The sequence below is a fragment of the Rhizobium sp. PvP014 genome, assembly GCF_017876855.1.
Classification (GTDB): domain Bacteria; phylum Pseudomonadota; class Alphaproteobacteria; order Rhizobiales; family Rhizobiaceae; genus Neorhizobium; species Neorhizobium soli.
In genome coordinates, this window is the sequence record NZ_JAGIOT010000002.1 from 1,089,151 (window position 1) to 1,114,178 (window position 25,028).

The window sequence follows — 25,028 nt, forward strand, 5'->3', positions numbered from 1 at the left end:
CGAAACACGCATCGGCGCGTCGTGACGATATGGAAGCCTCACCCGCGCTTTTCCACGTCTGCGCGCAGTTTTTATCGTCGTGACGCGATTCTCTTTGACCGGTCGGATGGGAAAGCTAAATGTGCTGGAACGCAAGCCGCAATGAGTTAAGGGAAGGCATGGACATTCGCACTTTGATATCAGCCGGCCTGTTTGCCTCATTCCTCGCTGCTCCGTCTGCATCGGCTGCGATCATCGGCGTGGTCGCACCGAAATCGGGTCCATACGCCCTCCTCGGAGCCCAGATCTACCAAGGCGCCCGTGCGGCCGCCGAGGCCAATGGCGATACGCTGGTGGAGCTGGACGAGAGCTGTGACGAGAATGGCGGGCTCGCGGTATCGAAGTCTCTGACGGATGCAAAGGCCAGCGCGGCCATCGGCTTCCTCTGCGTGGAAACGCTGACGACAGCGCTGCCCGCTCTGAAGGCCGCCGCTATTCCAGCCGTTTCGGTCTCGGTGCGGTCGAAGATCCTGATGGAGGATGCACTTCGCAACGACTGGCCGTTTTTCCGTCTGGCACCAACCGAAACCGCCGAAGCGGATGCTGTTGCATCTGCCATCCTATCCCGCTGGAAGGCCGAGCCGATCGCATTCATCGACGACGGCACGATCTATGGCCGCGAGCTCTCAAGCGCCGTTCGCCAGAAGCTGGAACCGTCAGGCATCCGCCCCGCGTTCACCGACGTGTTCAGGCCAGGCCAGGAGCAACAGATCGCTCTCGTCCGCCGCCTGGCAAAGGCCGGCGCGACTCATGTCTTTATCGGTGGCGACCGAAACGATACCGCCATCATCGTTCGCGACGCTGCAGCCGAACGCGTTTCCCTGACAGTCATGGGCGGAGATGCGCTGCGTGCCGCAAACCGTCCTGTTGGCCTTGCCAACGGCGTGCTCGCGGCAGCCCTTCCGGATTACGCAGTTGCGCCTGAAGCTTCCACCGCCGTCACGCAACTTCGCGCAGGCAATGTCGAGCCGGAAGGCTACGTTCTGCCCGCTTATGCGGCAACGGAACTTGTTCACCGGGCGGTGACCGAGACGTCCAATGGTCGTTCCCTGACCGACACTCTTGCGGCAGGCTCCTTCACGACTGCGATCGGTCCCGTCGCCTTCGGCCCGGACCACGAGTTGAAGCAGAACCCGTTCCGTCTGGTGGAGTGGCAAGGTACGGACTTTGTGGAGATCGGGCCCGCCACCGACTGATGGTCTGGCCAGGCGATTGTTCCTGTCGCCACGGGATGATAAAGCCTCCCTCAAACCGGAGACCCATCCCATGACCCTGCCGATCCGCATCGCCCCGTCCATTCTTGCCGCCGATTTCTCCAAGCTTGGCCAGGAAGTCATCGACGTTGTGCAGGCCGGCGCCGACTGGGTGCATCTCGACGTCATGGATGGTCATTTCGTCCCCAACATCTCATTCGGACCTGACGTCATCAAGTCGCTGCGACCGCATACGGATGCGTTCTTCGACTGCCATCTGATGATTGCACCGGCCGACCCCTTTCTTGAGGCCTTCGCAAAGGCCGGCTGCGACAGCATCACCGTACACGCTGAATCGGGCCCTCACCTGCATCGCTCCCTGCAGACAATCCGCAGCCTCGGCAAGAAGGTCGGCGTGACACTCAACCCGGCAACGTCGCTGTCGGCGCTCGAAAACGTGCTCGATGACGTCGATCTGATCCTGATCATGAGCGTCAATCCAGGCTTTGGCGGCCAGAAATTCGTCCCCGCCATGCTCGACAAGATCCGTGCGACGAAGTCCCTGATCGGTGACCGCCCGATCGAGATCGAAGTCGACGGCGGCATTACTGCAGACACGATCGGCGCTGCGAGCGCTGCCGGCGCAAACGTCTTCGTTGCCGGCTCCGCCATCTACAAGGGTGACGGCATGGAGGCCTATCGCGGCAATATCGAAGCACTGAGAACAGCGGCAAGCAGCGCGCGCTAACCATCCGGCGCCCTCTTCCCTGCAAACAAACCCGAAGTTATTGAGCTTTGGCCCGCTTGTTGCTACAGGCTGGGCAACACTTGACAGGAAAGCCGCACGCTCATGATCCCTCGCTATTCCCGGCCCGAGATGGTCGCCATCTGGTCGCCAGAGACGAAGTTCCGCATCTGGTTCGAAATCGAGGCGCATGCCTGCGACGCGCTTGCCGCGATCGGCGTGATCCCGAAGTCGGCGGCTGAGACAATCTGGGAAAAGGGCGGCAGCGCAACGTTCGATGTCGCGCGCATCGACGAGATCGAAGCCGTCACCAAGCATGACGTCATCGCCTTCCTCACCCACCTCGCGGAATTCGTCGGCCCCGACAGCCGGTTCATCCACCAGGGCATGACATCCTCGGACGTCCTCGACACCTGCTTCAACATCCAGCTCGTGCGGGCGACCGACATCCTGATCGCCGGCATTGATCGTGTTCTTGAAGCCCTCAAGACCCGTGCCTTCGAGCACAAGGATACGGTCCGTATCGGCCGCAGCCACGGCATCCATGCCGAGCCGACCACGATGGGCCTCACCTTTGCGCGCTTTTATGCGGAAATGTACCGCAACAAGACCCGTCTGCTCGAAGCCCGCGAAGAAGTTGCCACCTGCGCAATCTCTGGCGCCGTCGGCACGTTTGCCAACATCGATCCCCGCGTCGAGGAGCATGTCGCAGCAGCGCTCGGCCTGAAGGCAGAACCGGTTTCCACGCAGGTGATCCCGCGCGACCGCCATGCAATGTATTTCGCGGTCCTCGGCGTTATCGCCTCTTCGATCGAGAATGTCGCGATCGAAATCCGCCACATGCAGCGTACGGAAGTTCTGGAAGCGGAAGAATTCTTCTCGCCCGGCCAGAAGGGCTCGTCGGCCATGCCGCACAAGCGCAATCCGGTTCTGACCGAAAACCTGACAGGTCTTGCCCGCCTTGTGCGCATGTCGGTTGTTCCGGCGATGGAAAACGTTGCTCTCTGGCATGAGCGCGACATCAGTCACTCGAGCGTCGAACGCGCCATCGGCCCGGATACGACCGTCACCCTCGACTTCGCCCTCAACCGTCTCGCCGGCGTCATCGAAAAGCTGGTGATCTACCCAGAGAACATGTTGAAGAACATGAACAAGTTCAAGGGTCTGGTCATGAGCCAGCGCGTCCTTCTGGCGCTTACGCAGGCAGGCACGTCGCGCGAGGATGCGTATCGCCTCGTTCAGCGCAACGCCATGAAGGTCTGGGAGGAAGGCAAGGACTTCCTCGAATTGCTGCTGGCCGATCAGGAAGTCCGGGCCGCCCTTTCCGAGGAAGAGATCCGTGAGAAGTTCGACCTCGGCTACCACACCAAGCATGTCGACACGATCTTTACCCGGGTCTTTGGCGAAGCCTGATACCAGCAACTTGATATTGAAATCACACAAACACAGATAAGCGGCATGAAAGCATCCGAAGCCGATATCCTCATCATCCCGGGTTACACCAATTCCGGCCCAGGCCACTGGCAAACGCGGTGGGAGTCTAAACTCGCCACCGCCCGCCGGGTCGAGCAATCGGAATGGGCAAAGCCGGTCAAAGACGACTGGGTCCAGCGGCTCGCGGCCGAAGTGAATGCTTCGACGCGACCCGTTGTGCTCGTCGCGCACTCGCTTGGCGTGGCAACAGCCATCCACGCGATTCCTCTTTTCAAGAAGAAGGTCGCCGGCGCGTTTCTGGTCGCACCGCCCGAGGTGGCCAATCCGAAGATCAGACCCAAGCACCTGATGACGTTCGGACCCTACCCGCGCGATCCACTGCCGTTTCCGACCTTGACCGTCGCCAGCCGCAACGATCCTTTCGGCTCTTACGATCACGCCGACGATATCGCCGCGTCCTGGGGATCGGTACTGGTCGATGCGGGGGAGTCCGGGCATATCAACGAAGAATCGGGGCATGGTCCATGGCCGGAGGGTACGATGGTGTTTGCCCAGTTCCTCGGCAAACTGAAGCCCTGAACTCGGCGGTCACGCCGGAATCATGACGCATTTTTCCTGCTAGGCTGGAGCTCTGCCGCATAGCGCGACTGAGTCGCCTGCGGCCTATCCGGTAGAGGGAGCCGGCATAGCTTTTTTCATCGGGATGAAAACCGGACGGATGGCCCCCGCATTGTGAAATGCGATCTTTTCCGATATGGACCCCTCAAACACGATCCATTGCGCCTGCCCCGGGTGCCAACAACGAGAAAACAATCATGAACCGTCGCCGCCGTATTTACGAAGGCAAGGCAAAGATCCTTTACGAAGGCCCGGAGCCAGGCACGCTGATCCAGTTCTTCAAGGATGATGCCACCGCTTTCAACAAGAAGAAGCACGGTGTGATCGACGGCAAGGGCGTTCTGAACAACCGCATTTCGGAATATCTCTTCACACACCTGAACAAGATCGGCATTCCCACGCATTTCATTCGTCGGCTGAACATGCGCGAGCAGCTGATCAAGGAAGTGGAGATGATCCCGCTCGAGATCGTCGTGCGCAACGTCGCCGCCGGCTCGCTGTCGGAACGTCTGGGCATCGAGGAAGGCACCGTTCTTCCCCGCTCGATCATCGAATTCTACTACAAGTCCGATCAGCTTGCCGATCCGATGGTGTCCGAAGAGCACATCACCGCCTTCGGTTGGGCAAACCCGGCCGAGCTCGATGATGTCATGGCGCTCGCCATCCGCGTCAACGACTTCCTGTCCGGCCTTTTCCTCGGTGTCGGCATCCAGCTCGTCGATTTCAAGATCGAATGCGGCCGCCTTTTCGAAGGCGACATGATGCGCATCATCCTGGCTGACGAGATCTCGCCCGACAGCTGCCGTCTCTGGGATATTGAGACGAAGGAAAAGATGGACAAGGATCGGTTCCGCCGCGATCTCGGCGGTCTGGTCGAAGCCTATTCCGAGGTGGCGCGCCGTCTCGGCATCATCAACGAAAACGAGCCGCTCCGCGGGACCGGCCCGGTTCTTGTCAAGTAATTCGGGGGATATTCAGTGATCAAGGCACGCGTGACCGTTACGCTCAAGAACGGCGTTCTAGACCCGCAGGGCAAGGCCATCGAAGGCGCGCTCGGAAGCTTGGGCTTCGAAGGCGTCGGCCATGTTCGTCAGGGCAAGGTGTTCGACCTTTCCCTTGAGGGCACCGATAAGGTAAAAGCCGAAGCAGACCTGAAGTCGATGTGCGAAAAGCTTCTGGCTAACACGGTAATCGAGAACTATACTATCGCAATCGACTAACGGTTGCGGGGTGTGTCATGGCCGACGTCACGAATGAACTCATGTACGAACTGATGAAGCGCGTGCAAGCAGACATATCTGACATCAAAATCGGCCAACGGGATCTGAAGGCAGAAGTGAATGCCATGCGTGGTGCGATGATATCGCTCCATCAGGACATGCATAATATCCACACGGCACTGGCGCGCCACGACCTGCGTCTCGACCGTATCGAAACCCGCCTCGAGCTGCGCGAGCTGTCTGAGGCACATGCAAGGTTTGAACCACACCCATGAAGTCCGCCGTTGTCCAGCTTCCCGGCCTCAATCGCGACCGCGACATGATCGCCGCCCTCACCAAGATCTCCGGCCAGGCGCCCGTCACCATCTGGCAGACGGAAACCGAGATCCCTGACGATATCGACCTGATCGTCATTCCCGGCGGTTTCTCCTACGGCGACTATCTGCGCTGTGGCGCCATTGCAGCCCGTATGCCGGTCATGCAGGCCATCAAGCAGAAGGCCGAACAGGGCGTGAAGGTCATGGGCGTCTGCAATGGCTTCCAGATCCTGGTCGAAGCGGGCATGCTGCCGGGTGCACTGATGCGCAATACGTCGCTGAAGTTCGTGTGCAAGGACGTGAAGCTCGAAGTGGTGAATGCCGAAACGGACTTTACCCGCGCCTATGGCAAGGGCCAGATCATCCGCTGCCCGGTCGCCCACCATGACGGCAACTACTTTGTCGACGCAGACACGCTCGCTTCCATGGAAGACAAGGGCCAGGTCGTGTTCCGCTATGCGGAAGGCACCAACCCCAACGGTTCGTTGAGCGATATCGCTGGCGTCATCAACGCGCGCGGCAACGTTCTCGGCATGATGCCGCACCCGGAAAACCTGATCGAAGCTGCGCATGGCGGCAGTGACGGTCGCGGCCTTTTTGCCTCGGCGCTCGACGTGATCGCTGCCTGACCTGTCTCAGGTCTCCGTAGCAGACAATACCATAACCCTCCGGGAACGACATGCAGATCTCTTACCGTACTATGACTGCCATTTCTCTTGTCGCTCTCGGGACCGCGCTCGCGTCCTGCCAGTCGAAACCACCCGTCAAAGCGGTCAGCAACGCATCGGCGCTCGACGTGATGGAAAAGGTTGCCGTTGGCGCCAATCGCTGCTGGTTCCGGTCGGGCGACCCGGCCTTCAAGTCCTACGCGTTCGCGCCGGAACTGACGTCCTTCTCCGGTCGTCCACGCTTTCTTCTGACACGCAAGGGCTCGTCCGATATCCGTCCGCTTCTCGTGGTGCAGGCGGAGGGCAGACCTGCCAAGCTTTCCACCTTCGGCCCGCTGATGAGCGAGCCTGTGTCGGGCCGCGTCAACGCCGATGTGCAACGCTGGGCCGCTGGCAACACCAACTGCTGATCTCGACCGTCAGAAGCCTTCTGTCGATAGCGTAAGCTCCGTACGAGTTTCGCAGACCACTCTCTCCTCAAACGGCAACATAATGCCGATTCGAGGAGAGTAGTTTGCCGCCGATTTCCCTGACACTGCCGGCGCGGATCGCCCTCGCTGCACCCTTGGCATTCCTGTCCATGGTCGCGACACCGATCGTTGCTGCCGAACAACTGTTCGACGACGCGCGTTTTGGAGTCCTCACCTCCCTGGACAGCGGTCGCAAGGAAAACGGCGTCTTCCTGACGGGAATGCTCCTCACCGATCCGTTCGGTCGTGAACAGGCGACGGGCGTTGAGAAGGTCCTGCGGCCCCGTCTTCACGTCGGCGGCGAACTCAGCACCACGGGCGAAACGAGCCAGGTCTATGCAGGCTTCTCGTGGACAATGCCGGTCACGCGCAATGTCTTCGTGGAAGCAGGCTTCGGCGGCGCGCTGCATGACGGCAACCTGGACAGCGGTGACGACCCTCAGCTTGGCTGCCGCGCACTCTTCCACGAATATGTGGCCGCAGGCGTCAAACTTCTCGGAAACTGGCAGCTCCTGGCGCAGGCGGGCCATTCGTCTCACGCCAATCTCTGCGACGGACCAAACGATGGTCTGACCCGCGCGGGTCTGACGGTAGGTTACCGGTTCTGATCTCGGCTTTTGCCTGTGGCGCGCCGGCATTTTCTTGTCGCGCCTCGTCAAGACATAGGCTAAAGAGCGGCGCATATCTCGCTCCGCAACATAGAGAAGATCATGACCATTCCGAACAGCTTCCCGATCACGCCAGAACTCGTCGCGTCCCACGGCCTCAAGCCCGACGAATATCAGCGGATCCTGGATCTGATCGGCCGCGAGCCGACCTATACGGAACTCGGTATCTTCTCGGCCATGTGGAACGAGCACTGCTCCTACAAGTCGTCCAAGCGCTGGCTGCGCACGCTGCCCACCAAGGGCCCGCGCGTCATCCAGGGGCCTGGCGAGAACGCCGGCGTGGTCGACATCGATGATGGCGATGTCGTTGTCTTCAAGATGGAGAGCCACAATCATCCGTCCTATATCGAGCCCTACCAGGGTGCGGCGACGGGCGTCGGCGGCATCCTGCGCGACGTCTTCACCATGGGTGCACGGCCGATTGCGGCCATGAACGCCCTGCGTTTCGGCGCTCCTGACCACGCGAAGACAAAACACCTCGTCTCCGGCGTCGTTGCCGGCGTCGGCGGTTACGGCAACTCGTTCGGCGTGCCCACGGTCGGAGGCGAAGTCGAGTTCGACGAACGCTACAATGGCAACATTCTGGTCAACGCCTTCGCAGCCGGTCTTGCTAAGTCCGACGGCATCTTCCTGTCGGAAGCCAAGGGCGTCGGTCTGCCTGTCGTCTATCTCGGCGCGAAGACCGGCCGCGACGGTGTCGGTGGCGCCACGATGGCATCGGCCGAATTCGACGCCGATATCGAGGAAAAGCGCCCGACCGTTCAGGTCGGCGACCCCTTTACCGAAAAGTGCCTGCTGGAAGCCTGCCTCGAACTGATGAAGACCGGCGCCGTCATCGCCATTCAGGATATGGGTGCCGCCGGCCTCACCTGCTCGGCCGTCGAAATGGGCGCCAAGGGCGGCCTCGGCATCGAGCTGCAGCTCGATCAGGTCCCGGTCCGCGAAGAGCGCATGACCGCCTACGAAATGATGCTCTCGGAAAGCCAGGAGCGGATGCTCATGGTGCTGGAGCCTTCGAAGGAAGAAGTCGCCAAGGCGATCTTCGTCAAATGGGGCCTCGATTTCGCAATCGTCGGCAAGACCACGGATGACCTGCGTTTCCGCGTCATCCATCAGGGCGAGGAAGTCGCCAACCTGCCGATCAAGGAACTGGGCGACGAAGCACCGGAATACGACCGTCCCTGGATCCAGCACAACCCGCGCCCTGACATGCCCGCGGCAGACGTTGCAGCCCCGACAGATTACAACGATGCCATTTTGAAGCTGGTCGGCTCTGCCAACCAGTCCAGCCGTCGCTGGGTCTGGGAACAGTATGACACGCTGATCCAGGGCAATTCGCTGCAGCGCCCCGGCGGCGATGCCGGCGTCGTGCGCATCGAGACCCATCCCACCAAGGCGCTGGCCTTCTCGTCTGATGTCACGCCGCGTTATGTCGAGGCGGACCCGTATGAAGGTGGCAAGCAGGCTGTGGCCGAATGCTGGCGCAACATCGTCGCAACCGGCGCCGAGCCGCTCGCGGCCACCGACAACCTCAATTTCGGCAATCCCGAAAAGCCTGAAATCATGGGCCAGCTCGTCGGCGCCATCAAGGGTATCGGCGAAGCGTGCCTCGCCCTCGATTTCCCGATCGTCTCCGGCAACGTGTCGCTCTATAACGAGACCAACGGCGTCGCCATCCTGCCGACCCCGACGATCGCCGGCGTCGGCCTGCTGCCCGACTGGCAGAAGATGGCAAGGATCGGCTCCGCTGGCGACGGCGACGTGCTGATCATGATCGGCACCGATGGTAGCCATCTCGGCTCCTCGATCTACCTGCGCGACATCCTCGGCTCGACAGAAGGTCCAGCACCGACCGTCGATCTTTCCGCCGAACGCCGCAATGGCGACTTCGTGCGCTCGGCGATCCGCAACGGCCATGTCAGCGCCTGCCACGACATCTCCTCCGGTGGCCTCGGTCTCGCACTTGTCGAAATGGCGATGGCGTCGGAAAAGGGCATGACCGTCAGCCTGTCGGAACAGCGCGGACCGGCGCATGCGCTCCTGTTCGGGGAAGATCAGGCGCGTTACGTGATCGCCGTTCCGGCTGACATCGCCAATTTCCTGCAGGCCAATGCCGAAGGTTCAGCCGTGCCCTTCCGCCGCCTCGGCAAGGTCGCCGGCGAACGCGTCGTCATCGATGACATCGTCGACATCACTGTCGAGGATCTCACCATCGCTCACGAGAGCTGGTTCCCCTCGTTCATGGCATGAGGCACGGGTCGGGTGACTTCAACCTATCCAAATCCTCTAGCAATCTGTATTTGAGGTTGTTACCTCTTTGACCGGGAGACTGCTTTCAGGCAGTCTTTCGGTCAAAGCATGCCGCGATATGAGTCTGCGGCCGAAGAAGAGGAAGACACCATGCCCATGCGTCCCGGCGATATCGAAGACATGATCAAAGCCGGAATTCCCGGCGCCAAGGTCACGATCCGCGATCTGGCGGGTGACGGTGACCACTACGCAGCCGAGGTCGTCGCGGACGCGTTCCGCGGCAAGAGCCGCGTCCAGCAGCACCAGATGGTCTACGAAGCGCTGAAGGGCAACATGGGCGGCGTTCTGCACGCCCTGGCGCTTCAGACCTCCGCCCCCGCCGAGTAACGAGGCTGCCGATGCGATGTCCGACCTGATCAAGCAGATCGTGACCAGCGTTTTCGACGATGTCGTCAGGCAGCTTCTTGGCAAGTCACATGGCCGCACGCCTTCCAAGCGCAAGAAGCGTCAGACACGCGCCGCTGCGCCGGAAAGCACAAGGTCCGCGACCACCGGCAGGTTCACCGCGAAGAAGCCCGGCACGCGATCGAAAGTCGTAAAGCCCGCCAAAAAGCAGACGAGCCGCCGCCGGAGCACGACAAGTCGCAGCAAACAACGCAGCCGGTAAACCTCTGCGTGAGGACATCGGGTCCCTCGCCCCAGGGCAAAACAGTTTGACACTCCAAGCGGAATTGCGCTGGAATTAGTAAGGTCACCTTGCTATTTAAGGGGCAAGACACCGCAGCGGTCCTTGAAACCGCATGTGAAAGGAAAGATCATGAGCGGCATTCACGACTTCATCGCAAACGAAATCAAGACGAACGACGTCGTTCTCTTCCTCAAGGGCACGCCCCAGTTCCCCCAGTGCGGCTTCTCCGGCCAGGTGGTCCAGATCCTCGATTACCTCGGGCTCGACTACAAGGGCGTGAATGTTCTTGCCGACGCGGAAATCCGCCAGGGCATCAAGGACTATTCCAACTGGCCGACGATCCCGCAGCTCTACATTAAGGGCGAATTCGTTGGCGGATGCGATATCGTCCGCGAAATGTTCCAGTCCGGCGAGCTCAAAACCCATATCGAGGAACAGGGCATTACCGTCCGCGCAGCCTGATCCGGCTTGATATACTCTCCAAAATTTTGAAGGCGCCGCTCCCACGGCGCCTTTCCCATTCTTTAGGAAATCCCCCGTGACAAATCCTTCACATCCCGTTGTCCCAAAGCTGCAAGGCATGGGAAGGGCACAATTCATTGCCATGATGGCCGCCCTGATGGCACTCAATGCCCTCGCCATCGATATCATGCTCCCCGGACTACAGCAGATCGGCGCAGCACTCGGCGTCGAGAACGAGAACCATCGGCAGTATGTCGTCTCGGCATATCTGTTCGGCTTTGGCATCGCCCAGCTCTTCTATGGCCCGATCTCTGACCGTTTCGGTCGCCGCACGCCGCTGCTGATCGGTCTTGGCATCTATATCGTCTCAGCGATCGCTGTCGTTTTCGTCCCCTCCTTTGCGGGCCTGCTCATCCTGCGCTTCATCCAGGGCATCGGCTCGGCCGCGACCCGCGTCATCTCGGTCTCGATCGTCCGCGACGTGTTCGGCGGTCGCGCCATGGCGGAAGTCATGTCTCTCATCATGATGGTATTCATGATCGTGCCGATCATCGCGCCCGGAACGGGACAGCTCGTGCTGCTGTTTGGTGACTGGCACCTGATCTTCGTCTTCATCGCCGTCGTCGCGGTCATCGTCACCATCTGGGTTGCCCGCAAGCTGCCCGAAACGCTCGATCCAGCCGATGTCCGCCCGTTCACGGTGAAGTCCATCGTTGCCGGCTTCCTCATCGTGCTCACCAACCGCATGGCGCTCTGCTACACGCTTGCGAGCACCTTCATCTTCGGTGCGCTGTTCGGCTTCATCAACTCGGCCCAGCAGGTCTATGTCGGCATCTACCAGCTCGGCGTCTGGTTTCCGGTGGCGTTTGCTGCGGTCGCTCTGTTCATGTCGATCTCGGCCTTTCTCAACTCCCGCTGGGTCGGCAGGCTCGGCATGCGCAAGCTGTCGCATGCCGCCATCATCGGCTTCGTCGTCGTCACCTTCCTGTGGCTGACGGTACAACTCCTGTCATCCGAACCGATGCCCTTCCTGCTGTTCCTGGCCTTCTTCGCCATGGCCATGTTCCTGTTCGGCCTGATCGCCTCGAACTTCAATTCGCTGGCAATGGAGCCCCTCGGCCACGTGGCGGGCACCGCATCCTCCGTTCTCGGCTTCATGGGCACGGTCGGCGGCGCAATCATCGGCGCATCCATCGGCCAGGCCTTCGACGGCACGGCAACCCCGATGGTGGCAGGCTTCTTTACCGTCTCCGTCATCGGCCTGATCTTCGTGCTGGTCGGCGAAAAGGGAAAGCTCTTCCGGCCCCACAACCACAAGGCCTGACAGTCCATCACGTCAGAGCGCAAAAAAGGCCGGAGCGATCCGGCCTTTTTCGGTTCCGCTTTGTCTCGAAGGGTCGGTCCCGTAGAGGGCGAATTGACACTCTGACGGAGAGAGCCAGCCTTCGGCCCGGAGCGGACGCCTCGATAATCCGTCACAATCGTTTCGGACGAGAGTGATATCAGCAGGGTCGTTCGCTGAATTCCAGGACAAGGTATGACCGTAATGATTAGGCTTGCTGAACCGGTTGATGTTTCAGCCCTATTTCATGTTCGGACTTCGGTGCGAGAGAACCACGTATCGCGAGAGCGTCTTGCTGAATTAGGCATCACCGACGACTCAGTCTCTGAGATGATCTATGCGTCGCCATGCGCTTGGGTTGCTGTCTTGAACGATGAGATCGTTGGCTTCTCGATGATCGACGTGGCTGACGGTTCTCTCTTCGCAGTATTCGTTCTCCCCGCGCATGAAGGAAAAGGTTTGGGCACCCAACTCGTGCTTGTCGCGGAGGATGAGCTATTTCAGCACCATTCCGAGATTTGGCTTGAGACCGACAAGGACAGTCGTGCGGCGGGCTTCTACAGGCATCTTGGCTGGGGCAGCGAGCGCGTGGCAAAGGGAAACCAAATTCGACTCACGAAGACACGGCTGTGATGTCTCCTTTTGGCGCAAAGCTGCCAAAGACGCCTTTCGGCCCGTTGCGGACATAGAACGGCGCCGCGAGATTGGTTTGCTTTACCTTCACCACCCGCGAAAAGCTCGGTGGGGTAGCGCCTAAGGCATATGTTGCCCGATGCGTTTCCGCAGCCGTGCTACTCAGCTTTGCTGGTCAGCAATCCGTCGAGCTGGTCCAACTGCTCGGGCAATGCGCCCGCCGAGCCCTGCAGGGCCTCCTCAAGCGCCTCCTTGGACGGATAGACCTCGTGGAAACGCAACAGCGTCATGGCGCCTTGGTCCTCGAGGCTCACGGTCGTGACCGCGCCCTCTTCGCCCTCGTCGTTGGTCCAGACAATGCGCTCGTTCGGTACGACCTCGAGATACTTGCCATAAAAGGCCATGGTATCGGAATCGCCGCCAGCACCGAATTCCAGCCGATACTTGCCGCCGGTACGCACGTCCATGTCGCACGATACGAGCGATAGGCCGGGGACCGATTTTGGCACCCACCAGGCCTGGAACATCTCGGGCTCACTCCACGCCCTGAAAACGGCGCTCGGCGGCGCATTGAATGTCCGCATGACGACCAATTCACGATCGCCCCTGCGCTCCACTGATGTCCTGTCAACTTGCTGATTCATCGGTTGCCTCCCGTTGCATGGTACTGATGAGTTCATTCAATGGTTCGAAGCGGGCCTCGAAAAGCTTTCGATGCGCCTCTACGCACTCGGCCTCCGCCTCAAGTCCGTGTCTCGCAAGCCTGCAGGTTCTCACCCGTCCGATCTACTCGGTGACAACGAGCCCCGCTCGTTCGAGAACCTGGATATGCTTCCGCATGCCGCCTTCCGGCACCAAAATACACGAGGGTTCAACGAGGACAACGGAGTTGGCTTACGGTGTCGTTTCGCCCTCTACTGGGACCGACCCCTTGAAGGCTCAGTCGCCGATGAGTTCGCGGCGCAGCATCTGCCAGCTGTCCTTGCAGGTCGCGACCAGCAGCCCGCCATCCACGTGGTTCGGCAGGTACTCGGATCCGTCGAAGCGCGCCGCATAACCGCCGGCCTCCGTGGCAATCAGGGTGCCCGCCAGATGATCCCAAGGCATGAGCTTGTTGTAGAGAAGGTATTGCACGTGCCCGCCGGCAAAGGTGCGATACTCGTGCGCGGCACATCGATAGTTGGCAAAGAAACGCACCTTCGCCAGATTGGCCAGCAGCCGCTCTCTCTCCTCGCCGAAGAAATACCCGGGTGACGCCATTCCGACCATGTCGCCGATCGGTGTCGCTTCCGCGACCGCAAGGCGCACCGCATCGCCGTCGGGACGGCGCAGGAAGGCGCCTGCGCCCTTTTCCGCCATCACCCAATCGTCACCCATCGGATCGTAGATGATGCCGGCCACCGTTTCGCCTTTCCAGACGACAGAGGCCATGACACCGAAGGCAGGAATGCCGGAGGCGAAATTGAACGTGCCATCGACAGGATCGACGACGATCGCGAAATCCGAACCTCCAAGCTTGCCCAGCAGGGACGGATCGGCGGCCACCGATTCTTCGCCGACAAACAGAGCATCAGGCGCCAGCGCTTCAAGCTCGCGGCGGATCAGACGCTCGGCTGCCTCGTCCGCTTCGGTCACAAGATCCGACGGCTCGCTTTTGGAACGCACGTCGCCGCTTCCAAGCCGCCGGAACCGCGGCAGGATCTCTTCCTTCGCCGCAAGGCGCAGGATGTCGGCAAGCTTGGCTATATCGAGCGGCATGGTCATGGTGTGAGATCCTGCAGTGGTGGGAGCAGCTTGTTGGGGATCAGGTGGCGGGGTTGGCGCTGAGGCCGGAGAAGTCGAACAGTTTCGAGTCAAGCAAATGCGACGGGTTCACATGCGCCAGCGCCCGCAGCATCGTGTCCTTGCGGCCCGGCATGCGCGTCTCGATATCGGCAAGCATGGCCTTCATCGCATTGCGCTGCAGCCCGTCCTGCGAGCCACAGAGGTCGCACGGGATGATCGGGAATTCCATGGCGGCAGAAAACTTCGCCAGATCGTCCTCGGCGCAATAGGCGAGCGGTCGCAGCACCATCACGTCGCCTTCGTCGTTCAGAAGCTTTGCGGGCATCCCGGCAAGCCGTCCGCCGTGAAAGAAGTTCATGAAGAAGGTTTCGAGAATATCCTCCCGGTGGTGCCCGAGAACCAGTGCATCACACCCCTCTTCACGGGCGATCCGGTAGAGATTGCCGCGCCGAAGCCGCGAACAGAGCGCGCAGTAGGTTCCGCCCGCCGGCACCTTTTCCTTCACGATCGAATAGGTATCGCGATACTCGATCCGGTGCTTGACTCCGATGGAGGTGAGATAATCCGGCAGGATGTGTTTGGGAAAGTTCGGCTGTCCCTGATCGAGATTGCAGGCAAGCAGCTCGACCGGAAGCAGGCCACGCCACTGCAGATCGAGCAGAATGGCGAGAAGCGAATAGCTGTCCTTGCCACCCGACAGGCCGACCAGCCAGCGTTTCTGGTCCTTCAGCATGCCGAAATCGTCGAACGCCTGACGGACCTGCCGCAGCAGCCGCTTGCGCAACTTGTTGAACGAGACCGAACTCGGTGCATCCCGAAACAGGGACGGCACGAGGCCATCCACGACCTCGTCGATCTCGTCTGGTACGCTCGCGTTCAATCCCATGTCCAAACCTCATGTGAAACGGGCGGCCAGTGGCCGCCCGATCAGTCCAATCCTCAGGCGCCGAGCGCTGCGGCCACGGCTTCCAGCGCTTCACTGGCCTTGGCACCGTCAGGGCCACCGGCCTGCGCCATATCCGGCCGTCCGCCGCCGCCCTTGCCGCCGAGTGCCGCAGAGGCGATCCGCACCAGATCGACGGCACTGAAGCGGCCGATAAGATCAGGCGTCACCGCCACGACCGCGCTCGCCTTGCCGTCTTCGGAGACGCCGATCAGCGTCACGATGCCGGAACCGAGCGTGGCCTTGCCTTCGTCCGCGAGCCCCTTCAGGTCCTTCGCGTCGATGCCGGCCAGTGCCTTGCCCATGAACTTGATGCCCGCGATGTCACGGATGTCGTCGGCAGAACCACCCTGCTGACCGCCACCCATGGCGAGCCGGCGCTTGGCGTCTGCCAGTTCCTTCTCGAGCTTGCGACGCTCGTCGATCAGCGCCTCGACACGGGAGACAAGCTCACCGGGCTGAACCTTCAGCGCACCGGACAAGGTCTTCACGCGCTCATCCTGCTCGGCGAGATAGACACGCGCCGCATCCCCCGTCACCGCTTCGACACGGCGAACACCGGCGCCGACGGCGCTTTCAGAGAGAATGCGCACAAGGCCGATATCACCCGTCGCGTTGACATGCGTGCCGCCGCAGAGTTCGATCGAGTAGGGCTTGCCGGCTTTCGGGCCATCGACAGCCTTGCCCATCGAGACGACACGAACTTCATCGCCGTATTTCTCGCCGAACAGCGCCATTGCACCCTCGGCAATCGCATCGTCGACGCTCATCAGGCGCGTCGTGACCTGCGCGTTCTGCAGGATGATGGCGTTGGCCATATCCTCGACGACCTGCAATTCCTCGGATGACATCGGCTTCGGATGCGACACGTCGAAACGAAGACGCTCAGGAGCGACAAGCGAGCCCTTCTGCGCAACATGGGTGCCGAGCACTTCGCGCAGGGCTTCATGCAGCAGATGCGTGGCTGAATGGTTCGAGCGCAGGCGCGAACGGCGGGCGTGATCGACGGCGAGGATGACAGCGTCGCCAGCCTTTAACGTGCCCTCGGTCACGGTCGCGATATGAACGAACAGCCCCTCGCCCCGCTTCTGGACGTCGGTCACTTCGAGCTTGGCGTGGTCGGTCGAGATCAGACCGGCATCGCCCATCTGACCGCCGGATTCACCGTAAAACGGCGTCTGGCTGACGACGATCTGGACGGCATCGCCGCTCGAGGCACTGTCGATGGCCTTGCCATCCTTGACGATCGCCTGAACGACGCCTTCGGCAGTCTCGGTGTCATAGCCGAGGAATTCGGTGGCGCCGAACTTTTCCTTGATTTCGAACCAGACCGTTTCGGTCGCCTTGTCGCCGGAGCCTGCCCAATGCGAGCGGGCTTCCGCCTTTTGGCGTTCCATCGCATCGGTAAAGCCCGACAAATCGACGCCGATTTCGCGGGCGCGGAGCGCATCCTGCGTCAGATCGAGCGGGAAGCCATAGGTGTCGTAAAGCTTGAACGCCGTCTCGCCGTCGAGCATGTCGCCCTTGTCGAGCGTGCTGGTCGCGTCCGAAAGCAGCGACAAACCACGTTCGAGCGTCTTGAGGAAGCGGGTTTCCTCAAGCTTCAGCGTTTCCGACGTCAGCGCCTCGGCGCGCACCAGTTCCGGATAGGCGCGGCCCATTTCCTGAACCAGCGTCGGCAGCAGCTTGTACATCACAGGTTCTTTGGCACCGAGCAGCTGCGCATGGCGCATGGCGCGGCGCATGATGCGGCGAAGCACGTAGCCGCGGCCTTCGTTGGATGGCAGCACGCCGTCGGCAATCAGGAAGGCGGAGGACCGCAGATGGTCGGCTATGACGCGGTGGCTTGCACTGCCTTCCGCCTTCACGCTCAGCACATCCTCGATCGTGCCGATCAGCGTCTGGAACAGGTCCGTGTCGAACACGCTCTGCTTGCCCTGCAGAACGCAGGCCATGCGCTCAAGACCCATGCCGGTATCGATCGACGGACGCGGCAGCAGCGAACGCTCGCCCGGTGCCGTCTGCTCGTACTGCATAAAGACGAGGTTCCAGAATTCCAGAAAGCGGTCGCCGTCTTCTTCAGGCGAGCCCGGAGGTCCACCCCAGACATTCTCGCCCTGATCGATAAAGATTTCCGAACACGGACCGCAGGGGCCGGTATCGCCCATCTGCCAGAAGTTGTCGGAGGTGGGAATGCGAATGATCTTGTCGTCGGAAATGCCGGCGATCTTCTTCCACAGCGTCGCAGCTTCCTCGTCTTCCGAATAGACGGTGACCAGCAAGCGGTGCTTGGGCAGATCGAAGCCTTCGGTGACCAGCTTCCAGGCAAGCTCGATCGCGTTTTCCTTGAAATAGTCGCCGAACGAGAAGTTGCCCAGCATCTCGAAAAAGGTCAGATGGCGGGCGGTGTAACCGACATTGTCGAGATCGTTGTGCTTGCCACCGGCGCGTACGCATTTCTGCGAGGTGGTGGCCGTGGTGTAGGGGCGCTTTTCAAGACCGGTAAAGACGTTCTTGAACTGCACCATACCGGCATTGGTAAACATCAGCGTCGGGTCATTGCGCGGCACAAGCGGGGACGAGGACACAACCTCGTGGCCGTTCATTTGGAAATAGTCGAGAAACGTCGACCGGATTTCATTCACGCCGCTCATGCTAAGCCCTTTTTATCGCCGGGTGCGATGCTGTTATTCGAAGACGAAAGGCTTGTATCGTCCGCGTTCCCGACTGTCCAGCCACAGCACCCCTAATCATCCCAAACCCGCCCGGAACGCAGACCGGCCGCGCATCTCGTAGATGGCGGCCGGCAAGATTTGAAAACCGGAAAACACCGGTGAATATCAGCGTCAGGATGCCCTAGATCGACATCCCAACCCAGGTCCGATCAAGGGTCCGGGGCCTGGTCGCCGTCATTGGCATCAGGACCGCCATTCTGCAGGAACTTGTCCGCGATCAGACCGGCGTTCTGGCGCAGCGACGTCTCGATTTCACGCGCCACTTCCGGATTGTCTCGCAGGAACGACTTCGCGTTCTCGCGGCCCTGACCAAGGCGCTGGCTGTTGTAGGAGAACCATGCGCCCGACTTCTCGACGATCCCAGCCTTGACGCCGAGATCGACGAGCTCGCCGGTCTTTGACACGCCTTCGCCATACATGATGTCGAATTCGACCTGCTTGAAGGGAGGCGCCATCTTGTTCTTGACGACCTTGACGCGTGTCTGGTTGCCGACGACTTCTTCGCGTTCCTTGACCTGGCCGATGCGGCGAATGTCGAGACGGACGGACGCGTAGAATTTCAGCGCGTTACCGCCTGTCGTCGTTTCCGGCGAACCGAACATCACGCCGATCTTCATGCGGATCTGGTTGATGAAGATCACCATCGTCTTCGACTTGGAGATCGACGCCGTCAGCTTGCGCAGTGCCTGGCTCATCAGACGGGCCTGAAGACCCGGCAGGCTGTCGCCCATTTCGCCTTCGATTTCGGCGCGTGGCGTCAATGCCGCAACCGAGTCGATGACGAGAACGTCGACAGCACCGGAACGCACCAGCGTGTCGGTGATCTCAAGCGCCTGCTCACCGGTGTCTGGCTGCGAGATCAGGAGGTTATGCAGATCGACGCCGAGCTTGCGGGCATAGACCGGATCGAGTGCGTGTTCCGCGTCGACGAAGGCGCAAACACCGCCACCCTTCTGAGCCTCAGCAATGGTCTGCAGCGCAAGCGTCGTCTTGCCCGAGCTTTCCGGACCATAGATTTCGACGATACGGCCCTTCGGCAGACCGCCGATGCCGAGCGCAATATCAAGGCTCAGGGAACCGGTGGAAACTGTCTCGATCTCGACGATGCTATCGTTCGAGCCAAGCTTCATGATCGATCCCTTACCGAAGGAACGTTCGATCTGTGAGAGTGCTGCTTCGAGCGCCTTGCTCTTGTCCACGCCTTTATCCTCTACGAGCCGCAATGAATTCTGTGCCATGAGGTCCCACCTTTAGGTTATTGCCGCCACGCAAGCAATGAAGCAGCCGATGGACATCGTGTACTCTTTTTGTTCTCATCAATCAAGAGGCTTTTATCAGCTTGATTGAAATGCGTTATCGCGATTTCGTTCCCGGAACGTTCACGCACGCATAACCTGTGGAAAATCAGGCGTTAAAGCAAGGAGCCTCGCATTCGACGGACGAATCGCGAGGCTCCATAAAGTTTCGCAGGCGGGTCGGAAAATCAGTCCGAGTCGAGCATCTCGCGAACCGCAACGGCAAGCTGCTTCAGCGAAAACGGCTTGGGCAGAAAACCGAACTTCGCATCGGCCGGCAGGTTGCGCGCAAACGCGTCCTCCGCGTATCCGGAGACGAAGATGAACTTCAGATCCGGATAGGATTTCCGCAGTTCCGTCAGAAGCGTCGGCCCGTCCATCTCAGGCATGACAACGTCGGAAACGACGATATCAACCTTGCCTTCGAGCTCGTCCATGATGTCGAGTGCTTCGACGCCGGATCCGGCTTCGTGCACGGTATAACCGCGCGTTTCCAGCATGCGCTTGCCACCCCGGCGAACCGCTTCTTCATCTTCCACAAGCAGCACGACCGCAGACTTGCCTGTGAGATCCATGTCTTCCGCCGGCGCTTTCAAAGCCACAGGCTGTGCGGCTGCCAGAGCTGCAGCCTCTGCGGCCTCTGGCGTGATGACCGGTATTTCGGGAATGTGACGCGGCAGGAACAGCCGGAAACTCGTTCCGCGACCGACTTCGGATTCCGGATAGATATAGCCGCCGGACTGTTTGATGATGCCATAGACCATCGAAAGGCCGAGACCTGTCCCCTTGCCCACTTCCTTGGTGGTGAAGAACGGCTCGAAGATCTTGTCCATGATCTCGGGCGGAATGCCCGTGCCGCTGTCGGCAACCTCGACCATCACGAGATCTTCCGCCGGCAGATCGGCCTGATGGAAGCTGCTCGTTTCCTCGGCCGTCACATTGCGGGTCTTGATCAGGATCGTGCCCCCCTGCGGCATCGCATCGCGCGCGTTGACGCAGAGGTTGATCAGAACCTGCTCGAACTGCGACAGGTCGGTACGCACCGGCCACAGGTCACGCCCGTAGTCGACATCGAGCTTGACATTGGTGCCGGAAATCAGCCGGTCGACCAGCATGCGCAGGTCGCCCACCACATCGGTGAGGTTCAGAACCGCCGGACGCATCGTCTGCTTGCGCGAGAAGGCCAGAAGCTGGCGCACCAGAACGGCGGCCCGGTTGGCATTGCGCTTGATTTCCATCAGATCGGCGAAGCTCGCGTCGGACGGACGCGCCTGCAAAAGCAGGTGATCGGACGACAGAAGGATAGCCGTCAGCACGTTGTTAAAATCGTGCGCGATACCGCCTGCCAGCGTGCCGACCGCATTTAGCTTCTGGGTCTGCGCCATTTGCGTCTCGAGCGCCTTCTGCTCGGTCGTCTCGACGGAATAGATGATGGCCGCCTCTTCCGGCGCCTCGTCGCTCTCGTCGATCACCGCATTGACGTAGAAACGCAGATAGCGGGTCTCGTCGCCCGGATGCCGCGAATCGATCGGAGTAATGTCGCCCTGCCGGTCGCGTGCGGCAGCAAGCGCCGCCATCAGCTGATCGCGGGTCGTCTCGTGCGCGATACGCTCCAGCGACGCACCACTTTCCACGTCGTCTCGGGTCAGAACCCCGGCGAACAGTCGCAGGAACGGCGCATTGATGCGCAGGATCCGGCCTTCGCCATCAACGGACGCAATGGCCATCGGCGTGTTGTTGAAAAAGCGCGTGAAACGCATCGCCGACGCGGATTGATCGGTGTCCTCACCATGCGGCCGGTTGATCACGACACTGCGGCTTTCGCCGGGCGCACCGTCGCGCATGGAGCTGACGCTGTGAACAAGCCGCACCGGCAGGCTCTGGCCGTTGGCACGGCGCAGGTCGAGATCGAGCGTCTCCGTGCGCTTCAGGCCTGGCGCCGGTTGAACCGACTGGATCAGCGCCATGCCCTCGCCCGCCACGAGATCGTCGATCGTCATCGATCCCGGAGAAAACTTGGTCAGATCGAGACCCAGCCATTCAGCCAGCGTGGCGTTGAGATAAAAGATCTCGCCCTTCTTGCCCGCGGAAAAGAACCCGACCGGCGCATGATCGAGGTAGTCGATGGCGTTTTGCAGTTCGCGAAAGAAACGCTCCTGGTCCGACCGTTCCGAGGTCGTGTCGGTAATCTGCCAGATGTCGAGCTGCGCCTTGTTGTTTCCCGAACCCGCCAGAAGGCCGGCCTTCAGCCTGTACCAGAAGGCGCCCGCACCATTCTCTCCAACGACGGCAGTGCCCGTGCTGCGGCCAAGCGGCTGCAGCAGGCGGAATTCTTCATGACCCTCGCGGCCTTCCCGCAGCGCGGATGTCAGCCTGTAAAGCGCCTCGTTGGATTCGCGCGACTTGGACAGAAGCGTTTCAAGGGACTGGATATCGCTCTTTTTCGTCGCACCGGTCATCCGACCATAGGCAGCGTTCGCGTAGACGATGCGACCCTTGATGTCCGTGATCAGGATACCGTCCGGATGGCCGGCCAAGAAAGCGCGGGCGAGATCGTCGGACCGCGATTGCGGCATGACTTCCACGAGGCCTATCATCGAAGAGACGAGGAAAAATATGCCGACCATGGCAAGGATGCCCAGCAGGCCGAGCACAATCTCATTGTCGAGTGCCTGCTGAAAAACCACAAAAGCGACTGCAACGCCCAGCAGCACCAGCGCCAGAAGCACGATCCGAAGAATGGTTCCACCCCGCGTCTTACGCTCGACCAGTGGGGTCTCGTAGTTGCCGCCCTGCTGCAACTTCGTCATCAATCCCTCGCATTTCGCAACGGCCGACTGCCGAAGCCATCCTACTGCGGCCGTCATGCTCCACGGAGCCGAAAACCCTATGATTCCTTCTTAGCAAGTTGTCGGCGACGCAAAAAGCTCCGTTGTGCCAGAAAACCCGGGACAGTGAAGACTTGTGCCCTATCTTTCCTCTCCGAAGTGATGTTTTCCATCAAGACAGCATCGCAGCACCCCTTGATCGAAGCGAAAATTGTCGTCTTTTCAAATGTGACGATTGGCATGAGGAGTATCAGCATATGGCCGAAGAACTGATGGGCGCCTATGGCAGCCGGATGGTTATCGCGGTCCTCGGTGTCGGCATTGGGCTTCTTTTCCTGTTCGGCATCTTGTGGATGCTGCGCGGTCGCAATGGACCGTCGCCGTTCGTCCGCGGGGGACGCAACCGCAATCCGCGGCTGCAGGTGCTGGATGCGGCAGCCGTCGATGCACGTCGCCGCCTCGTGCTGATCCGCCGCGACGGCGTGGAGCACCTCGTCATGATCGGCGGGCCGACCGATATCGTGATCGAAACCGGCATCGCGACGAACTCGCCCTCACAGCCCTCCGCCATTGAAAGCGCGCCTTCTGAACCGCGTCCCGCACTTGCCCAGAGGCAGCGTCCGGACCCTCGCCCGGCAGCTCTGCCAGAGGCCGAACGGCCTGAGCCCATGCGGGAGATTTCTGTGCGCGACGACACCCCGCGTGCGAAGCCACCACTCGCGACCCAGCCATCTCCCATTCCCGCTCGCCCTGTGAGCCCGGTATCCCGGTCGGAGCCGACGCCGACTGCGTCCGTATCACCACCCGCCCCGCAGCGACTGGATCCGCCAGCAAGACAGTCCGCCCCCGAGCCACAGCGTCCGGCACCGACCGTCGTCATCCCGGCAACGGTTTCGACAGCCGCTGGCGTTGCCGCAGCGCCGATCGCCGCGGCAGCGATCATGGCGATCCCGCAGCCTGCACCATCCAGGGTCGACGATGCGGCAAACGCGCTTGAAGCCGCGCGCAGTCGGGTTCTTGCTCACGCCGAGCCCGACCAGCCGACAGAACCGTCACGCGTTGTCCCGATCAATCCGGAGGACCTCTCGACCGGCGGACAGCCGGCCCTCGAAAAGCCGAAGATGCTCGGGAGCGATTTCGAGAAAATTCTGGAAGAGGAAATGGCACAAAACCTTGCGGCGCGGGAAAACGCCGGCCGCGAGACGATCGCAGCGCCTGCACCAAACCGCCAGTTGCCGCAGCGCGATCCTGCTGTCGCACCGATTACCGGCGCGACTGCCGAGCCATCACTTCAGGACGAAGTCGCCCGTATATTTGGGGAAATGTCCGCCACGCGCGATAAATGACATGCAGGGCCGCGGGCTTTGCACGTATCCATGACATCAAACGACAAAAGGCACGGTTTCCCGTGCCTTTTGTCGTTTCTGCCGTAGACCATGCGTCAAGCAGAAATCATTCGTCGCGATAGACCTTTTCGCGACGCTCGTGCCGCTCCTGGGCCTCGATCGACAGGGTTGCGATCGGCCGGGCGTCAAGACGCTTCAGTCCGATTGGCTCGCCGGTTTCTTCGCAATAGCCATAGGTCCCGTCGTCGATGCGCTGCATCGCCGCGTCGATCTTGGAGATCAACTTGCGCTGCCGGTCACGGGCACGAAGCTCGATGGCTCTATCGGTTTCCGAAGATGCGCGATCGGCCAGATCGGGATGGTTGGCACTTTCCTCTGCCAGATGATCCAGAGTCTCCCGCGCCTCCCGCAGGATATCGTTTCTCCAGGCCGTCAGTTTTGCCCGGAAATACGCCTTCTGGTTTGCATTCATGAACTCGTCGGTTTCCGAGAGTACATAATTGCTAAGATCGATCTTCTCACTCAACGCGATTCTCCTGAAGAACATCTCGTGGCCGCTCTATATCGCTTTGGTTGTTCCGGTTCAAGCCTTCCGCTCGTTATTGAGGCAATTTTAAAATTGTCACAAAAATCAGCTAAATGACTATTTTCTATGCTTTAATCGACTTCGGTTGAAACCGGTTCCTGGGCAGCGCAACTGGCAATCATGGCGCAGGCGTGGTTGAAGTTCAGAAGTCACGGAATTACCGTCCAGGCGGTCAAAGGAGAATGAAATGGCGTCTTTCACCGATATGCCGACACTCGCGCCGCCGCCGTCACGCATCTACCTTCTCCGGCACGGCCGGGCGGCCAACCCGGAACAGGGTCAGAGAGATTTCGATCGAACACTGACGACGGATGGTTTCGCGGAAGCGGAAATCGTTGCCGACAAGGCGGCGGACCGTCGCTACCGCCCCGACGCTGTCATCAGTTCGACGGCTATGCGTTGCCGCCAGACTGCGGAGGCGGTGCGCCGCGCAATCAGCGAAACCATCGAGCCCGAATTCATCGACGAGGTCTACAACGGATCGGTCGGCACCTATCTCGCGCTGATTTTCACCAGCGACCGCAGCGGATCGGTGATGCTCGTCGGGCATAACCCGACGATCGAGGACGTGTTCGGGGAACTGATCGGAAAAGAGCATGCAGCCCGCGCCCTGCCCTCAGGGTATCCGACGGCAGGCCTTGCTGTCATCGATCACGCAGGCCGAAGCGACGGCTCGCGACCCGCATGGAACCTGACGGATTTCCTCACGCCGTGACCACAGATTCCAAGGCATCCCATCCCTTTGCGCATTGCCTGACGGTCC

General features: G+C 60.6%; 25 protein-coding genes and 1 pseudogene. 18 read left to right on the top strand and 8 right to left on the bottom strand.

Going from position 1 to position 25,028, the window contains the following annotated elements; all coding sequences use genetic code 11:
* The first annotated feature begins 158 nt into the window (after positions 1 to 158).
* The 16 genes from J3A65_RS09925 to J3A65_RS10000 all read left to right on the top strand — a co-directional run bounded on the left by J3A65_RS09925 (position 159) and on the right by J3A65_RS10000 (position 12,747).
* Positions 159 to 1,235 carry a branched-chain amino acid ABC transporter substrate-binding protein gene (locus J3A65_RS09925; RefSeq protein ID WP_092660855.1) on the top strand — a complete coding sequence of 359 codons (1,077 nt, stop codon included), beginning with the start codon at positions 159 to 161 and terminating at the stop codon, positions 1,233 to 1,235.
* Between the two features lie 70 nt (positions 1,236 to 1,305).
* Positions 1,306 to 1,980: a ribulose-phosphate 3-epimerase gene (rpe, locus tag J3A65_RS09930; RefSeq protein WP_174196612.1), complete on the top strand. Its 675-nt coding sequence runs from the start codon at positions 1,306 to 1,308 to the stop codon at positions 1,978 to 1,980.
* Positions 1,981 to 2,082: 102 nt separating this feature from the next.
* On the top strand, positions 2,083 to 3,390 hold the full coding sequence (gene purB, locus J3A65_RS09935; protein WP_209900968.1) for an adenylosuccinate lyase: 1,308 nt from the start codon (positions 2,083 to 2,085) through the stop codon (positions 3,388 to 3,390).
* 45 nt (positions 3,391 to 3,435) lie between these two features.
* The gene (locus J3A65_RS09940; RefSeq protein WP_209900970.1) at positions 3,436 to 3,990 is read left to right on the top strand and encodes an alpha/beta hydrolase; all 555 of its coding nucleotides are present in this window, start codon (positions 3,436 to 3,438) and stop codon (positions 3,988 to 3,990) included.
* 236 nt (positions 3,991 to 4,226) lie between these two features.
* Complete coding sequence (gene purC, locus J3A65_RS09945) at positions 4,227 to 4,991, top strand: phosphoribosylaminoimidazolesuccinocarboxamide synthase (RefSeq protein WP_062456672.1); 765 nt, start codon at positions 4,227 to 4,229, stop codon at positions 4,989 to 4,991.
* A 15-nt stretch (positions 4,992 to 5,006) separates the two neighbouring features.
* The gene (purS, locus tag J3A65_RS09950) at positions 5,007 to 5,249 is read left to right on the top strand and encodes a phosphoribosylformylglycinamidine synthase subunit PurS (protein ID WP_062456669.1); all 243 of its coding nucleotides are present in this window, start codon (positions 5,007 to 5,009) and stop codon (positions 5,247 to 5,249) included.
* Positions 5,250 to 5,266: 17 nt separating this feature from the next.
* Positions 5,267 to 5,524, top strand: a complete 258-nt coding sequence (locus J3A65_RS09955) for a hypothetical protein (RefSeq protein WP_209900972.1) — start codon at positions 5,267 to 5,269, stop codon at positions 5,522 to 5,524.
* Positions 5,521 to 6,195, top strand: a complete 675-nt coding sequence (purQ, locus tag J3A65_RS09960) for a phosphoribosylformylglycinamidine synthase subunit PurQ (protein WP_062456665.1) — start codon at positions 5,521 to 5,523, stop codon at positions 6,193 to 6,195. Before J3A65_RS09955 ends, purQ begins: the two co-directional genes overlap by 4 nt.
* Before the next feature lie 71 nt (positions 6,196 to 6,266).
* Complete coding sequence (locus J3A65_RS09965; RefSeq protein WP_062456663.1) at positions 6,267 to 6,644, top strand: hypothetical protein; 378 nt, start codon at positions 6,267 to 6,269, stop codon at positions 6,642 to 6,644.
* 104 nt (positions 6,645 to 6,748) lie between these two features.
* Positions 6,749 to 7,312, top strand: a complete 564-nt coding sequence (locus J3A65_RS09970) for an acyloxyacyl hydrolase (protein ID WP_244508759.1) — start codon at positions 6,749 to 6,751, stop codon at positions 7,310 to 7,312.
* A gap of 102 nt (positions 7,313 to 7,414) precedes the next feature.
* The gene (purL, locus tag J3A65_RS09975) at positions 7,415 to 9,622 is read left to right on the top strand and encodes a phosphoribosylformylglycinamidine synthase subunit PurL (protein ID WP_113165595.1); all 2,208 of its coding nucleotides are present in this window, start codon (positions 7,415 to 7,417) and stop codon (positions 9,620 to 9,622) included.
* A gap of 150 nt (positions 9,623 to 9,772) precedes the next feature.
* The gene (locus J3A65_RS09980) at positions 9,773 to 10,009 is read left to right on the top strand and encodes a BolA family transcriptional regulator (protein ID WP_062581431.1); all 237 of its coding nucleotides are present in this window, start codon (positions 9,773 to 9,775) and stop codon (positions 10,007 to 10,009) included.
* 16 nt (positions 10,010 to 10,025) lie between these two features.
* Complete coding sequence (locus J3A65_RS09985; protein WP_209900974.1) at positions 10,026 to 10,289, top strand: hypothetical protein; 264 nt, start codon at positions 10,026 to 10,028, stop codon at positions 10,287 to 10,289.
* A gap of 150 nt (positions 10,290 to 10,439) precedes the next feature.
* Positions 10,440 to 10,772 carry a Grx4 family monothiol glutaredoxin gene (gene grxD, locus J3A65_RS09990; protein WP_062456655.1) on the top strand — a complete coding sequence of 111 codons (333 nt, stop codon included), beginning with the start codon at positions 10,440 to 10,442 and terminating at the stop codon, positions 10,770 to 10,772.
* 118 nt (positions 10,773 to 10,890) lie between these two features.
* Positions 10,891 to 12,096 (top strand): multidrug effflux MFS transporter, encoded by a 1,206-nt coding sequence (locus J3A65_RS09995; protein ID WP_209903429.1) that lies wholly within the window; start codon positions 10,891 to 10,893, stop codon positions 12,094 to 12,096.
* Between the two features lie 213 nt (positions 12,097 to 12,309).
* Entirely contained in the window at positions 12,310 to 12,747 is a 438-nt protein-coding gene (locus tag J3A65_RS10000; RefSeq protein ID WP_209900976.1) for a GNAT family N-acetyltransferase, read from the top strand.
* A 158-nt stretch (positions 12,748 to 12,905) separates the two neighbouring features.
* On the opposite strand, the gene J3A65_RS10005 is transcribed toward J3A65_RS10000, so the two are convergent.
* From J3A65_RS10005 to J3A65_RS10030, 7 genes and pseudogenes are all read right to left on the bottom strand, one after another.
* On the bottom strand, positions 12,906 to 13,391 hold the full coding sequence (locus J3A65_RS10005) for an SRPBCC domain-containing protein (protein ID WP_209900978.1): 486 nt from the start codon (positions 13,389 to 13,391) through the stop codon (positions 12,906 to 12,908).
* A pseudogene (locus tag J3A65_RS23545) lies at positions 13,375 to 13,590 on the bottom strand (ArsR family transcriptional regulator); the annotation flags it as partial. The pseudogene J3A65_RS23545 and the gene J3A65_RS10005, both read right to left, overlap by 17 nt.
* A 96-nt stretch (positions 13,591 to 13,686) precedes the next feature.
* Positions 13,687 to 14,511, bottom strand: a complete 825-nt coding sequence (locus J3A65_RS10010; RefSeq protein WP_209900980.1) for an inositol monophosphatase — start codon at positions 14,509 to 14,511, stop codon at positions 13,687 to 13,689.
* Positions 14,512 to 14,551: 40 nt separating this feature from the next.
* Positions 14,552 to 15,418: a tRNA 2-thiocytidine(32) synthetase TtcA gene (ttcA, locus tag J3A65_RS10015; protein WP_184653251.1), complete on the bottom strand. Its 867-nt coding sequence runs from the start codon at positions 15,416 to 15,418 to the stop codon at positions 14,552 to 14,554.
* 53 nt (positions 15,419 to 15,471) lie between these two features.
* Positions 15,472 to 18,129 (bottom strand): alanine--tRNA ligase, encoded by a 2,658-nt coding sequence (gene alaS / locus J3A65_RS10020; RefSeq protein ID WP_209900982.1) that lies wholly within the window; start codon positions 18,127 to 18,129, stop codon positions 15,472 to 15,474.
* A 230-nt stretch (positions 18,130 to 18,359) separates the two neighbouring features.
* On the bottom strand, positions 18,360 to 19,448 hold the full coding sequence (gene recA, locus J3A65_RS10025) for a recombinase RecA (RefSeq protein ID WP_062456635.1): 1,089 nt from the start codon (positions 19,446 to 19,448) through the stop codon (positions 18,360 to 18,362).
* A 245-nt stretch (positions 19,449 to 19,693) separates the two neighbouring features.
* Positions 19,694 to 22,315, bottom strand: coding sequence for a PAS domain-containing sensor histidine kinase (locus J3A65_RS10030; RefSeq protein WP_092660830.1), 2,622 nt, complete (start codon positions 22,313 to 22,315; stop codon positions 19,694 to 19,696).
* 275 nt (positions 22,316 to 22,590) lie between these two features.
* On the opposite strand from J3A65_RS10030, the gene J3A65_RS10035 reads away from it, so the two are divergent.
* Positions 22,591 to 23,679 carry a flagellar biosynthetic protein FliO gene (locus tag J3A65_RS10035; protein ID WP_209900984.1) on the top strand — a complete coding sequence of 363 codons (1,089 nt, stop codon included), beginning with the start codon at positions 22,591 to 22,593 and terminating at the stop codon, positions 23,677 to 23,679.
* Between the two features lie 106 nt (positions 23,680 to 23,785).
* On the opposite strand, the gene dksA is transcribed toward J3A65_RS10035, so the two are convergent.
* Positions 23,786 to 24,205, bottom strand: a complete 420-nt coding sequence (gene dksA / locus J3A65_RS10040; protein ID WP_062456626.1) for an RNA polymerase-binding protein DksA — start codon at positions 24,203 to 24,205, stop codon at positions 23,786 to 23,788.
* A 265-nt stretch (positions 24,206 to 24,470) separates the two neighbouring features.
* Between dksA and J3A65_RS10045 the strand changes: the two genes are divergently transcribed.
* On the top strand, positions 24,471 to 24,980 hold the full coding sequence (locus J3A65_RS10045; protein ID WP_209903431.1) for a histidine phosphatase family protein: 510 nt from the start codon (positions 24,471 to 24,473) through the stop codon (positions 24,978 to 24,980).
* Positions 24,981 to 25,028: the final 48 nt, after the last annotated feature.